Below are 13,138 nucleotides of genomic sequence, written 5' to 3' on the forward strand. Positions count from 1 at the left end.
CGATCCTGTCGGCGGTGATCTTCAACGCGCTGATCATCGTCGCGTTGATCCCGCTCGCGCTGAAGGGCGTGAAGTACCGGCCGCTGGGCGCTGCGTCGCTGCTGCGCCGCAACCTGCTGATCTACGGTCTCGGCGGCATCCTGTTGCCGTTCCCGTTCATCAAACTGATCGATATGGTGCTGACGGCGTGCGGCTGGGCTTGAACAAAGCGAACCCGCTCCGCTTCGCGAGGGCGGTCGCACCGGTCGCGGCACTCGGCGTGGCCACGCGATGAGCGAGCCGGCCGTCACCGTCGTGCTGATCGACGACGACAAATCCATTCGCCGTCTCGTCCATACGGTGCTGCTCGCGGACGGCATGGCCGTCGTCGAGGCGAAGACCGGCGAGCAAGGCTTGGCCCTCGTGGCCGCGAAACGCCCCGATCTCGTCATCGTCGATCTCAGCCTGCCCGACATGGACGGCATGGACGTCATTCGCGACGTGCGCAATTGGTCGATGGTGCCGGTGATGGTGCTGTCGGCGCGCAGCGGCGAAGAAGACAAAGTCGCCGCGCTCGACGCCGGCGCCGACGACTATCTGACCAAGCCGTTCGGCCACTCGGAGCTCGTGGCGCGAATTCGCGCACGCGTGCGCCGGGGTGCCGGCGGCAGCGGCGGCGGATGGCGCGAGATCCATTTCGGCGCGGTCACGGTCGATCCCAATGCGCGCAAGGTCATGCGCGACAGCCAAATCATTCATCTGAGCCCGATCGAATACCGCCTGCTTTCGGCGCTCGTGCGTCAGGCGGGACGCGTGCTGACTCATCAACAGCTCATTCAGGAGGTATGGGGGCGGCCGCGCGCCGGCAACTTCCACAACTTGCGCATCTACATGGGACATCTGCGCAAGAAACTCGAGCGGGACCCGGCGCAGCCCGAGCACATCATCACGGAGACGGGCGTGGGCTACCGGCTGGTAGGAGTCTTGGAAGCTCATCAATCGAACGAAGGTCTTCTCTGACACGCCCTCTATAACAAAGCATTCCTAATCATTCTGGCGAGCGTGAATCGATACACGTTTACCACCTTTTTACTTGTCGGCGATTATCGCGCCAATTTACAATGACAAGGTCTCAAATAAAGAGAGTGCATGCCATGTTCAGCCGATGTAGCCGACCCTCCAGGTCATTCACTGCCTAGCCGGCAGGACGTCCGCGCTCTACTTTCTTTAGCCGCCGTCTTGCCAGCAGGCAAGCGGCGCGCGCCGCCATTTCCTTCCCGTGCACCTTTGTTAGCGCCATACGGACGCCGCGTTTGGGAACGTCCGATCGGCACGTCGCCGCGAGCATGAACTCGCAGCCGCGTTCGAACGCGTCCGTTTGCGCCATCGCGCATGCGTCGCGCAGATGAACGCGCTCATTGAACACCGATAACGAACCACCGTTGCGAACGGTGCCCATTGCAGGTGCACGAACGCCATCCAGGGAAGCAAACCATGAATTCGATTGAACGCCACGATCCGGTCGAAGGCGTGCTGCGCCTGAGCGCGCACGAAATGGCAACGCTCATGCTGTTGCGGGCGGCGCCCATCGACGCCAACCAGGCGACGCCCGACGTCAGGGCGCTTCGCAAGGCCGGCCTTGCAAAGCTCGTCGAATCCGACATCGGCAACTTGCAGTTTGTCATTTCGGCCAATGGCAATGCCGTACTCAGAGCGCTGGAAGCGGGATGACTCCAGCACCTCGATCCAACCATTCATCCGACACACAACGTCTAACGACGCACCACCTGGGGTCAATCATGTTTGAAATCGGCAAGGACTATTCTCGCGAGTACATTCATTCGATCTGCGGCGGCAGCAAGCAAGCCTTTCTGCCGGTCAAGCGCGGCAAAGTCGTCGCTGCGTGCCTGCGTCCGGATCTCAATCCGCAAGCGCCCGAGGTCATCATCTGCGACGGCGGCGCCGCGGCCCGCGCCGCCGGGCGCACGCTTGCCCGACAGACCGACGCGATACCCGTATTCGTCAAGCGCGAGACCGACTCGTTTCGCTACGTCGGGCAATACACCGTGATCGAATCGCTCACTGCGCCTCTGGATTGCGCACCCTATGCGCGCAATACCAGCTTCACGGCCGCGCAGGTTTCGCGCGTCATCAAGCTGAAACGCTGCTAAGGCTACGCTGAACACCTTTCTTTGCCATGCTAAATTCATAGTGAGGAGGCGCCGTAGTTGACGGCGCCTCCTCCGACCATCACGCGCCCGAGGTGTTCGCACTAACGCGCGAACGCCTCGGTGTGGCGTGAACATCGTTCCCGGCAAGCCGCGTTGCCTGAACAAGGACGATATCCAGTCCCGCGCGCACCTCACCGTCAACGTGGCCCCAAGGTTCAGCGAGTGCGTCGCCATGCTTCATAGCGCTGCCGGCTCTGTTCGTTTGGAGGATACAGTCCGATCAGCGGCGATCCGCGATCCACTTCCTCCATGATCCAACCCTCCAGTTGCTCCTGCTCGACGCCGGCCTCGGCGATTTCCTCGACAAGTGCCGCCGGCACAACGATCGCGCCGTCGTCATCGGCCACGATCACGTCGCCGGGAAACACCGCAACACCTCCACATCCGATCGGCTGTTGCCAGTTGACGAACGTCAGGCCGCTGACCGACGGAGGTGCAGCAGTACCCTGTGACCAAACAGGCAGTCCAGTCCCGAGCACTCCGGCAACGTCACGCACCACACCGTCCGTAATCAATGCCGTGACGTCGCGCTTTCGCATCCGGGCGCACAGAATATCGCCGAAGATGCCGGCGTCTGTAATGCCCATGGCATCAACAACTGCGATGCAGCCCTCTGGCATTGCTTCGATGGCCGCCCGCGTCGAAGTCGGCGACGACCACGACTCCGGCGTCGCCAAATCTTCTCGGGCGGGCACAAATCGCAGTGTGAATGCTTTACCGACAACACGTCGACCTGTCGGTCGCAACGGCCGGGCACCCCGAATCCAAACGTTGCGCAACCCCTTCTTGAGCAGCAAGGTTGTCAAGGTCGCCGTGGTGACGGACGACAACCGTTCAATAATGTCAATGCGCAGTGTCATGGTGTTGATCTCCCGTTGTGCCTTCCACAAATGTAAGTAGTCGCCTCATGTGCTGGCAATCAATCCACCGTCAACGCGAATAACGCTGCCAGTAACATAGGACGCTCGCTCGCTGGCGAGAAACGCGACCACGTCCGCATATTCGGTCGGGCGGCCATAGCGGGCGACCGGAATTGATTGCGTACTCTCTTGTTCGACCGACTCGACTGTCCGGTTTTCGCGTGCAGCCTTCGCCTCGTCTAACTGCCTGATACGGTCCGTGGCGATTCTGCCCGGGATGACCACGTTGGCCGTGACTCCGTCGCGAGAGACTTCCCTAGCCAATGTCTTCGACCAACCGAGCAGCGACATGCGCAACGTATTTGAGATACCGAGGCTCGGAATAGGCGCCACTACGCCAGACGAGGTGCTTGTGATAATCCGCCCCCAGCCCTTCGCTCGCATGAGCGGCAGGACGCGGTCCGAAATTGCAATCACCGACAGCACCATCGATTGGAAATGTGCTGTCCACGTGTCAATAGACTGCCCGTGTGCGGTGCTAGGTGGAGGACCACCGGTATTGTTGATGAGGATGTCAACCGAGCCTAAGGTCTGCTTAATGTGTTCCACATGCGCGTCGTGACGGCCATTCGCTGCGCCGTACGCAACATTCGTTACCGAGCGACCTTGCGGTGGAACGACACGGAGCGTAGGCTCGCCGAATGCGTCAAATATCCAGACGCATCCCAGGCCAATGTGCGCGACCGCCAGGCCGCCCTCGGCGTCCAAGGCCATGCCGTCTGGACCGACACCACCCGATAACCTGATGAAGGCGCCAACCTTCGACACGCGACCGTCGCGCAACATAGGCATCCGCCATACCGCGTTGTCACGTGTGACCGCGACGTAGACGGCAGTCTCCTCATGATTCAGGACTATCCCGTTCGGGCTGGGAATGCCCGTCATGAGGCGGTCCAGCTTGCCATTGGCACGCAGTCGGTAGACCGAGCCGCTTGGGTCCTGCAGGCCCGTCTGACCTTGATCGGTGAAGTACAGGTCGCCGCCTGTCGAGAAGCAAAGATCGTTCACGCCTTTGAACGGCCGGCCGTCGTTGTCGCTCACGCACAGCGGCCCGACCGCGCCGGTGTCAGGGTCCAGTTGCAGAATCCCATGCTGATGATCCGCCACGAAGATCCGACCGTCTCGGTGGATCTTCAAACCGTTTGGCTGACCGTCATATTCGGCTATCAGCGTGAACTCGCCCGCCGGCGATATCCGAAAGATTCGTCCGAACGGCACATCGACAACATAGAGATTACCCGCGATGTCAAATGATGGCCCCTCGAGAAGGGAATGCCGACAAGCGCCTCGTTCGTTCACAGCGAGCCATGGACTGGATGTCGATGTCTTGCGGAAGGTGTTCGGCAAGCGCGCGAATACCTCGGCACACCTGAGAGTGGGGGGAGCAAACATGGATTGGTTGATCTGTCGAAAAAAGTTGGGCTTACCTTGGCGGATGGGACCGCCACAGCGTCTCGTGCGGGTTATGACGACATCCACCGACGGCGGCATTGCATTGGGTTGGTGCGGCGTGGTCAAAACCTACGCGTCACGGAATATCGTCGAACGCTCCGTCGAATTCTGCGGTGCAAAACGGACCACCTTGAAACCACTGCCCGATCCCCTCCTCGACATCCGCGCTCTCAAGTACCTCCTGCAAATATTCTTCGGCGTTGTCCCGGGGCACATAGCCAATCCGTTCGGCACCGGGGTTCGCATACCAAGCGCGTCTATTAGCCGAAATACCGTAGACCACCTCGAAATGAACTTCGTCGGCTTCGAGGCTGCACAGCACTAGCTGCACCATGTCTGCGGGGCTGATCCAGAGGCTCAGCATGCGCGTATTGGTTGGACGCGGACGAAACTGGCCTATGCGCAGACATACTGTCTCGATCCCGTATTTGTCAGCGTACATTCGGGCGATTGCCTCACCAAATACTTTTGATACGCCGTAGCGACTGTCGGGGCGCATCGGGTCGTCGGGGCCGACGACCCGCGTGCGCCGGTGGAAACCGACGACATGGTTCGAACTCGCGTATACCACCCGCTTAACGCCGGCCCGTCTTGCCGCCTCATACACGTTAAAGGTGCCGACAATGTTTGCAGGAAGCAAAGCGTCCCAGTTGTCCTCGATCGGGATCCCCCCGAGATGGACAACCGCTTCCATATCCCGCATCAAAAGCTCAACGGCGGCGAAATCAGACAGGTCGGCAACCTCCACTTCCTCTCCTGGCCCGATGTCGTCCATCTGTTGGATGTCAGACCAGCGCAGGCGTGGGTAGCGTCCTCGAAGCCCTGCACGAAGCTCACGTCCGATACCGCCCGCCGCACCTGTGACCAGAACACCTCCATAGGATCGCATTTCCGATGTCCTCCGATAGTCGTAATCGGCCCGTTCCTCGATGAAACGCACCGACCCAAGGGTGTTGTCAGAACGACTCAGTGCTTAGCACCACACATCTGCTTCAAAGGCAGCGATCGCCTTGTCTTCAAAGCGGTAGCCCAGACCGTGCTCCGTCGGCAGACGCAATTGACCTTCCACGATCTCCAATTGCCGGTCGATCAGGCGTCGGAAATTCAACACCTTGTCGTCTGGGAAAAACTCGACGAATTGTCCATTCGCACTTGATGCGACCAGATGAATGTGCAGATCATGGAACCAGTGAGGACACATCGTTACGCCATAGCAGTCCGCCAGCGCCGCGATACGACGGAACTCCGTAATGCCGCCGCACACCGCAGCATCAGTTTGCAGGATTGCGGCTGCGCGCTTGTCCAGCAATTCCTTGAAGCGCCACCGTCCCGCCTCGATCTCGCCAGTCGCTACCGGGATACTAATGCGTGAAGCGAGGGTTGCATGATTGTCGATCTGATCGGGACTGAAAGGTTCTTCGATCCAGTATGGGTCGTGCTCCGTATAGCGGTCTATGTAACGCAGTGCCGTCGGAACGTCCTGCCATGCATTGTTGGCATCAAGCAGCAGGAGGACATCGGGCCCGATGGCCTCACGAGCCGCCTTGATGCGTGCCGATTCAAATCGCAGGTCCCCGCGACCGACCTTCATCTTTACCGCCTTGAAGCCGAGGGCGACATAGCCGGCGAGTTCCTCCCCGAGCATTTCCGGTGTCTTGCCCTCAAGGTAATAGCCGCCGCTTGCATACGCCGGCACCCTGGAATCGTATGAAGCGCCCAGGTATTTGTAGAGCGGAATCGACGCGTGACGTGCATTGCGATCCCACAATGCAATGTCGACGATACTGATAGCACGCATCACTGACCCCGTGCGACCGTGTAGCAAGCCCTCCTGGTACATCTCCTTCCACAGCAACTCCGTTTCGTGCGCATCCCGGCCTACGATCAGCGGCGCAATAAGATTGCGCACTGCTTCGGTGACCAACCCGCCGCCTTTGTGACCACTGTAGCAATGGCCAATACCCTCCAGTCCGTCGTCGGTGCGCACCTTGACCAGCGTGTATTCGCGCGCATGGACTTCGCGCCTCGCAAATGCAGTTGCCCGATCCAGCGGAACCTTGACTGTACGAGCGACGATCGACTCAATTTTCGACATAATTTTTTCTCTACTAAGTATAACTAAGTTACGAATGTTAATGAAATGTGTTATGGAGCGTCGCGCGCTTCAAGTGTCGATCGCGCGTACTTCGTAACGCCCAAAGGCATCAATCATCGACCGCAGCACCGCAGGCGCGTCGACCTCGTCGATCCACAGCGCATTCACGTTCCGCCCACTACGGCGGTCCAAGTCAACAACCGTCATGCCGAGCGTCAGTTCGGAATCGATAGACACAGCAACGTTCGCCGGCTTTCCGCGAAACACCGTGCGATCAAGCAAATAGGCAATTACACATGGATCGTTGAGCGTCGTCTTGTCCGCAGAATAGCCGTACACATCCATCCGCCGCCGGTTGAAATACGTCAGAAGGCGATGGCCCATTCGCGCCACATCGCTCTTTAGGCGGCCCATTTCTTCCAGCACCTGCTCGGATATAATCACCTGACTAGTAGCATCGAGGCTGATTACCGTCAGCGAAAGCCCGCTATCGATTACGACATGCGCTGCATGGGGATCGCACAATACGTTGAAGGTCGCGCAAGGCGAAACGTTACCTCCCGCACGACGCGCGCCGCCCATAAAGACGACTTCCTTGATCTTGCCGGCGACCTCGGGCGCCTTTATCAAGGCCATGGCAATGTTGGTCAACGGCGCGAGGCAGACGAGCGTGACCGGCTCGGATGCAGTCGTCAGCGTTTGAATGAGAAAGTCCACCGCATGTTGCGCGGATTCAGCCGGAAGAGAGCTTGCCAGCGCCGATCGCTCCGGCAGCCCATCGAGCCCACTTTCGCCATGGAACGCCGTCGCGTCCACAAAACGACGCACGAGTGGGCGTGAGCAGCCACGCCGGACGGGCACATTCGGACGTCTACCCAGTGCGCAGATGATGCTCGCGTTCTCACTCGTGAATCCGGCGCTCGCATTTCCGGCAACGGTGGTCACACCAAGAACGTCCAGTGCCTCAGGCATCGCCAGCGCCATCAATATGGCGATGGCGTCGTCATGGCCCGGGTCGCAGTCGATGATGATTCGCTCCGGAGGGCCACTCACATTAGACGTGGTTAGCACGGCACAGGCTCCAGATTCACGACGAAATGATATCGAGATACTTTGCTTCGGCTTCAGCAAGATGGTCCCTATACCACGCCTCATTGATCGGGATCTGCCGCGCAAGGTTCTTTGCTTGGCTTGGATCAAAGGGCTTAAGGTTGTCGGGGATCAACGCCGCAGCGGCGGGATTGCTCGGTCCCATCCCGATGATCTTGAACAGCTCGGCCTGACTTTGCGGCTCAAGCGCAAGGCGGATGAATTCCATCGCTTTTTGCTTGCCCGCCGGATTCCCTTTTGGCACAACCCATACGGCGGGCGCGACCACGCCGCCGTCCCAAATCCAGTCGATCTGCCCGTTTGATTCGAGTCTCAGAACATTCGTCCGGTTGTGCCACATGTTCCCCATCGACACTTCACCTTGGCGAAAGAGGTCTTCGCTCTGCGCACCGGTTTTCCAGAAAATCGCGTGCTCGCGTATCTCCTTGATTTTTTCGAGCGCACGCGGGAGGTCGATTGGATAGATCTTCGAGGGAGGTACACCATCGGCAAGCAAGGCGCATTCGAGCTGGCCGACGCACGAGCCGCGCAAAGCTCGCTTGCCCGGGAAGTCCTTGAAGTTCCAGAAATCCTTCCAGGACGTTGGTTGATGCCCCTTGAGCTGCGTCTTGTTGAACGCGAGTACGTAGGAAAAAATGTAGTTACAAACCGCCCATGGGTATTGATATTCAGGCTTTACCTTGTTGCCAACTATTGCGTAGTCGATCGGTTCGAGCAGATTTGCGTTGCCTAACATGAGCGCGGGTCCTACGGTTGCGTCACAGACGTCCCAGGCAACTTTCCGAGCTTCGACCATAGCCCGGATCTTCCCGGGGGTCGGGCCGCTACCATCGATGACAAGTTTGACCCCAGTCTGTTGTCGCACCGCCTCACCCCAAACTTTGATAAAGGCCTCTGCTGCTGGTCCGCCCCAGTTCGCAACCACCAACTCTTCGGAGGGCGCCGCGCCCGCCTCACCGATGCCCACAGCGGCAAGCCCAAGCCCCGCCAACGCGCCGAGGAAGTGTCGCCGGCCGATCCCGTCGTTATCACCGCAGCCAAGGGGCTTGGCAATCTCTTTTGTCCTATCTGCAGGTATGGTTTTCATTGTCCGTCCCATTAAAGATATGGCTTCGATATCTAGGCGGCAGCAGCCCTGCTGCGGGCTGCCGCGTCAGTCTCCACTCGCATTGCTCGTCACACGATTGCCATTCCCCCCTAGCATCCGGTAAGCGACCAGCAGCAGTAGCGAGAGGACGATCATTGTGGTCGCAACAGATGCAATCGTGGGATCAAGCTGATCATTGATGCCGTCCCAGATCCGCCGCGGGAGGGTGAAGATCTCGCGACTGGCGATGAACAGGACGATGACGATCTCGTCCCAGGAATGCATGAAAGCCAGGATCGCACCCGACACCATTCCAGGAACCACATTCGGCAAGACGACCATATACAGGGCCTGAAAGACATTCGCACCAAGTCCCCGCGCTGCGCTCAGCAGTGCGCCATCGAATCCAGCAAGTGCAGCGGTCATCGAGATGACGACGTACGGAATCGACGTAACCGCATGCGCAATGACGACGCCAACATAGCTGTCGAGGAGGTCCAGTTTGATGTAGAACCGATAGATGCCGAGCGCGTAAATAACGCTCGGAACAATCAGCGGCAATAGCATCACGATTCGAACCCAAGTTGCGAACCGGGATCCCAGGAGCCAGCAGCCTACCGTGCACAGCACTCCCGCAGCGACAGCGATAAGTGTCGAGCAAAGGCCGATCACTGCGCTTTGCGCGAAGCTGCTGAGCCACTCGGAGCTATGGAACATCTCGTAGTAGTGAGACAACGAGAGACCGTGACGAGGCAGCGACAGGTACGCCTGGTCCGTCAACGACAAAGGCAAGACCATTGCGATTGGCAAGATCAAAAACGCCATCACGATCCAACTCGCTATCAGTACACCCCGGGATGCTTCCAACATGCGCTCGGATTTCATGCTGCACCTCCGCCATGACCGAAGAAGCGCTTGGCCCCAAGCAAACGGATGGCGACTCCGAGGGTCGCGGTAACAGATACCAGCAGACTTACAGCAAGCATGGTTCCCTGCCCCCAGTTCAGCAATTCCACGATCTGAAGTCGCACATACTCGGCCACCATCACCGTCTTGCCACCGCCCAAGATCGCCGGCACGACGAAGAAACCCAAGGAATAGACAAACACCAGAACGGCCGCACCGATCACACCCGGCAAGCTTAGCGGCAGGAATATTCGCCAAAAAGTCTGCCAGCGGGAGGCACCCAATCCCCGCGCTGCCGTGATACAGCGTCCGTCGATGTCGCGCATGCTTGAGAAGAGTGGCAGAACTGCGTACGGCAACATGTAGTGCACCATGCCGATCACCACGCCGAGTTCGTTCCAGACAAGGCTCAGAGGTCGCTCGGTCACACCGCTGGCCATTAGCAGACTGTTGACTAACCCTTGCCTTTGCAACAGGGCGACCCATGCAAAAGCGCGTACGAGCGCTGAGACCCACATTGGAATGACGACCAGTACCATAGTCAGATTGCGCGCTCGCGGCGAACTGAAGGTCATCGCGTAGGACACCACGTAGCCAAGCAGCACGGCGACCGCCGTCGTGGTTGCGCAAACTCGCACTGTAGTGACGAGCATATGCTGGATCGACGCGCTGGTTCCGAGCAAAGCAAAGTTCTGAAGACCCGGGGCTGGCTCCGTTACACTGATGAACAGGACTTGTGCAAGAGGGTACAAATAGAAAACCGACACCAGCAACAGAGGTGGCGCAATCAACAACCAGGGCAGCGACGCTTGGGTGATGCGAAAGCGCGTGCGCATGGGTCCCCTGTATGAGCGGGCAATCGTCTCAGCCATCGCTCACACGGACCGTCGAGTCCGCCCCCCATGACAGCCAGACGGATTCCCCAATCGCCACGCTTCCTGACCGCTGCCGCTTTGGCACGCTGACCCAAAGGTCTTGACCAATTTCAGTGTTGACGGCCATCGTCTCATGCGATCCGCCATAGGAAGTACTGACGATTTGGCCCTCGACGAAATTCTGATTCTCAACTTGGTTCTTGCCCCAAGCGACGTCAATATTCTCCGGCCGCAACGCAATCAGCGCCTTATCGCCTGCCTTAGGCATTGCTCCTGTATGCCGCTGCACAAATGCTCGCCCATGGCACTGGTAGATGAATCCGTCGTCCAGCGTTTCCACCACATCGGCGTCGAGGAAGTTGCTACGCCCCAAGAAGTCCGCCACAAATCTGCTGCGCGGTGCGTCGTAGAGCTCCTTGGGTGAGCCCACCTGCTGTAAGCGACCATCGCGCATGATTGCGATCCGGTCCGAAAGCGACAGCGCTTCGTCCTGGTCGTGCGTCACGCAAATAAACGTCGTCCCCAAGCGTTTATGCAGGTCCCTTAACTCCTGCTGCACTTCTGCCCTGAGTTTTTTGTCGAGCGCACTTAAGGGCTCGTCGAGAAGCAACAGGTCTGGCTCGAAGGCCAGCGCCCTGGCGATCGCGACACGCTGCTGCTGCCCGCCCGACAACTCTCGGGGCATGCGTGCGCTGAGCTGGGTCAGCTGGACCATGTCGAGGACCCGCTTGACCTTATCTTGGATTTCCGAACGCGATCTCCCTCGTACCTTAAGAGGAAAAGCGACGTTATCAAACACTGAAAGATGGGGAAACAAAGCATAGCCCTGCAGGACCATGCCGAAGTTCCGGTGCTCAGGCGGTACCGAAGTGATATTTTCCCCGCCACTAAAGATGTCGCCGGACGTCGGTGTCGCGAATCCAGCAATCATCATCAGTAACGTAGTCTTTCCGGAACCAGAGGGACCTAGCAAGGTTAAGAAATCGCCTCGAAACACATCCAAGGATACATCGTCGACCGCGACGAATTTTCCGAAGCGCTTGCTTACGCTTCGCAGTGCAAGTAAAGGGGCCATCCAATCGTTCTCCGTCGGCAAGCTCTTGAAAGCGCTTTCAGAATGTCACGCGAATATGCCCGGGTCGATAAGTGTTTCTACCTATCGTTTCCGCATGTCGTCCAAATTTTCTAAGCGATAACGCTTTATTTATCACCGTATATATGGATAAGTTATAGCGTACACATTATAAACTGCGTTTGAAGAAATCAAAGCCCGTCTTGAAATCGCTTGCAGAATTTGCCGAGAGATGAGAGAATGAGCCAACCAGTTGGAGAATTTCAGTGGATCATCGGCAGGCAGTTGCGGCAAGTTCAAACAAGGTCAGTCTTGCGGACGTGGCACGACGAGCTGGCGTATCCCCTGCAACCGTGTCTCGTGTACTCAACGGCACAGCCGGAGTTCGGCCAGAAATACTTTCCCGAGTAAGACAAGCTTGCAACGAACTGGGGTATATGCCTAACGGTGCGGCTCGCGCCCTCTCGACCCGCAGGTCGAAAACAATTGGCGCGATCGTTCCCAGCATTGAAAATGAGGGCTTTGCAAAGGCAATCGCTGCATTGCAGCGACATCTTAATGACGCTGGGTACTCCCTCCTGCTAGCCAGCTCGGACTATGATTCGTTGCGCGAGTTGCATGAAGCGCGCCTACTCCTCTCACGTGGGGTTGACGGCATGGTTCTCGTGGGTGCTTCACACGATGCCGCACTGGTGCAGCTACTCGAGCAACAGGGCGTTCCGGTCGTCGAGACCTGGACAATTTCTAAGGACCAACCATCCGTAGGATTCGACAACACTGAAGCGGCCTATAGTGTTGCGCAATATCTGGTTAACCTTGGCCACCGGAACGTCGGCGTTATAGCTGGAAGCCCTGAACATAACGATCGTGCCGCCGAGCGCGCTTCTGGAATTAGAGAATGCCTTGCCGCGCACGGGTTGAGCGTGCACTCGGAAATACATGTTGAACGTCCGTATCTGATCTCAGAAGGAAAAAGTGCCATCCAGGCGATGATGTCTGGCCCGAGCAGCCCAACAGCCGTGATATGCGGGAACGATCAGATCGCCTTTGGCGCTATGATTGGTGCAAAGACCATGGGCTTAGCTGTTCCACAAGACGTTTCCATCACGGGGTTCAACGACTTTGACTGGGCCGCCTATTTAACTCCATCTCTGACCACCGTCAGGGTCCCCGCGCAAGACATTGGGGCGGCAGCCGCAAAATACATTCTCAAATGCCTATCGGGAGCAGTGCTGCCAAAATTCATCGAGATTCCGGTGAATCTTGTTGTACGTGGCAGCACTGCACCCCCAACAAGAGTGTGACAAAGATATGAGCGCCGCAAAGCGCGGCGTTCTACATAGAAGGTTGAGGCCAAGTTGCGGTCTATGGACCCTTCTGGCCACATCGACCTCACTATGCATATAGTCGA

14 protein-coding genes are annotated in these 13,138 nt (G+C 58.2%); 5 read left to right on the forward strand and 9 right to left on the reverse strand.

Annotated features, from left to right (window positions below):
- The 4 genes from J3489_RS06795 to J3489_RS06810 form a co-directional block, all read left to right on the forward strand.
- On the forward strand, window positions 1-203 hold a 203-nt coding region (locus J3489_RS06795), incomplete at its 5' end, for a hypothetical protein (protein WP_206996960.1).
- Window positions 204-270: 67 nt separating this feature from the next.
- Window positions 271-999: a response regulator gene (locus J3489_RS06800; RefSeq protein WP_206996961.1), complete on the forward strand. Its 729-nt coding sequence runs from the start codon at window positions 271-273 to the stop codon at window positions 997-999.
- A gap of 444 nt (window positions 1,000-1,443) precedes the next feature.
- On the forward strand, window positions 1,444-1,710 hold the full coding sequence (locus tag J3489_RS06805; protein WP_374193439.1) for a hypothetical protein: 267 nt from the start codon (window positions 1,444-1,446) through the stop codon (window positions 1,708-1,710).
- Window positions 1,711-1,778: 68 nt separating this feature from the next.
- Window positions 1,779-2,150: a DUF6697 family protein gene (locus J3489_RS06810; RefSeq protein WP_206996962.1), complete on the forward strand. Its 372-nt coding sequence runs from the start codon at window positions 1,779-1,781 to the stop codon at window positions 2,148-2,150.
- 215 nt (window positions 2,151-2,365) lie between these two features.
- On the opposite strand, the gene J3489_RS06815 is transcribed toward J3489_RS06810, so the two are convergent.
- The 9 genes from J3489_RS06815 to J3489_RS06855 form a co-directional block, all read right to left on the reverse strand.
- Window positions 2,366-3,070 (reverse strand): ribonuclease activity regulator RraA, encoded by a 705-nt coding sequence (locus J3489_RS06815; protein ID WP_206996963.1) that lies wholly within the window; start codon window positions 3,068-3,070, stop codon window positions 2,366-2,368.
- Between the two features lie 45 nt (window positions 3,071-3,115).
- Window positions 3,116-4,648: an SDR family oxidoreductase gene (locus J3489_RS06820; protein WP_309491342.1), complete on the reverse strand. Its 1,533-nt coding sequence runs from the start codon at window positions 4,646-4,648 to the stop codon at window positions 3,116-3,118.
- A gap of 10 nt (window positions 4,649-4,658) precedes the next feature.
- Window positions 4,659-5,471: an NAD-dependent epimerase/dehydratase family protein gene (locus tag J3489_RS06825; protein ID WP_206996964.1), complete on the reverse strand. Its 813-nt coding sequence runs from the start codon at window positions 5,469-5,471 to the stop codon at window positions 4,659-4,661.
- 84 nt (window positions 5,472-5,555) lie between these two features.
- Window positions 5,556-6,677, reverse strand: coding sequence for a mandelate racemase/muconate lactonizing enzyme family protein (locus J3489_RS06830; protein ID WP_206996965.1), 1,122 nt, complete (start codon window positions 6,675-6,677; stop codon window positions 5,556-5,558).
- Between the two features lie 69 nt (window positions 6,678-6,746).
- Window positions 6,747-7,748 (reverse strand): nucleoside hydrolase, encoded by a 1,002-nt coding sequence (locus J3489_RS06835; protein ID WP_206996966.1) that lies wholly within the window; start codon window positions 7,746-7,748, stop codon window positions 6,747-6,749.
- A 16-nt stretch (window positions 7,749-7,764) separates the two neighbouring features.
- Entirely contained in the window at window positions 7,765-8,874 is a 1,110-nt protein-coding gene (locus tag J3489_RS06840) for an ABC transporter substrate-binding protein (protein WP_206996967.1), read from the reverse strand.
- Between the two features lie 66 nt (window positions 8,875-8,940).
- Window positions 8,941-9,759, reverse strand: a complete 819-nt coding sequence (locus J3489_RS06845; RefSeq protein WP_206996968.1) for an ABC transporter permease — start codon at window positions 9,757-9,759, stop codon at window positions 8,941-8,943.
- Entirely contained in the window at window positions 9,756-10,616 is an 861-nt protein-coding gene (locus J3489_RS06850; protein WP_206996969.1) for an ABC transporter permease, read from the reverse strand. Before J3489_RS06850 ends, J3489_RS06845 begins: the two co-directional genes overlap by 4 nt.
- 28 nt (window positions 10,617-10,644) lie before the next feature.
- A complete protein-coding gene (locus J3489_RS06855; protein ID WP_206996970.1) occupies window positions 10,645-11,730 on the reverse strand; it encodes an ABC transporter ATP-binding protein in 1,086 nt (361 codons plus the stop codon).
- A gap of 263 nt (window positions 11,731-11,993) precedes the next feature.
- On the opposite strand from J3489_RS06855, the gene J3489_RS06860 reads away from it, so the two are divergent.
- Window positions 11,994-13,031 (forward strand): LacI family DNA-binding transcriptional regulator, encoded by a 1,038-nt coding sequence (locus J3489_RS06860; RefSeq protein WP_206996971.1) that lies wholly within the window; start codon window positions 11,994-11,996, stop codon window positions 13,029-13,031.
- Window positions 13,032-13,138 lie beyond the last annotated feature (107 nt).

Origin of the sequence: Trinickia mobilis, from assembly GCF_017315705.1 — a bacterium.
Classification (GTDB): Bacteria; Pseudomonadota; Gammaproteobacteria; order Burkholderiales; family Burkholderiaceae; genus Trinickia_A; species Trinickia_A mobilis.

Excerpts from the sequence above, each read along its gene's own strand:
- J3489_RS06800 (WP_206996961.1), top strand. The coding sequence starts at position 271 with ATGAGCGAGCCGGCCGTCACCGTCGTGCTGATCGACGACGACAAATCC.
- J3489_RS06810 (WP_206996962.1), top strand. The coding sequence starts at position 1,779 with ATGTTTGAAATCGGCAAGGACTATTCTCGCGAGTACATTCATTCGATC.
- J3489_RS06815 (WP_206996963.1), bottom strand. The coding sequence starts at position 3,070 with ATGACACTGCGCATTGACATTATTGAACGGTTGTCGTCCGTCACCACG.
- J3489_RS06825 (WP_206996964.1), bottom strand. The coding sequence starts at position 5,471 with ATGCGATCCTATGGAGGTGTTCTGGTCACAGGTGCGGCGGGCGGTATC.
- J3489_RS06830 (WP_206996965.1), bottom strand. The coding sequence starts at position 6,677 with ATGTCGAAAATTGAGTCGATCGTCGCTCGTACAGTCAAGGTTCCGCTG.
- J3489_RS06840 (WP_206996967.1), bottom strand. The coding sequence starts at position 8,874 with ATGAAAACCATACCTGCAGATAGGACAAAAGAGATTGCCAAGCCCCTT.
- J3489_RS06845 (WP_206996968.1), bottom strand. The coding sequence starts at position 9,759 with ATGAAATCCGAGCGCATGTTGGAAGCATCCCGGGGTGTACTGATAGCG.
- J3489_RS06850 (WP_206996969.1), bottom strand. The coding sequence starts at position 10,616 with ATGCGCACGCGCTTTCGCATCACCCAAGCGTCGCTGCCCTGGTTGTTG.
- J3489_RS06855 (WP_206996970.1), bottom strand. The coding sequence starts at position 11,730 with ATGGCCCCTTTACTTGCACTGCGAAGCGTAAGCAAGCGCTTCGGAAAA.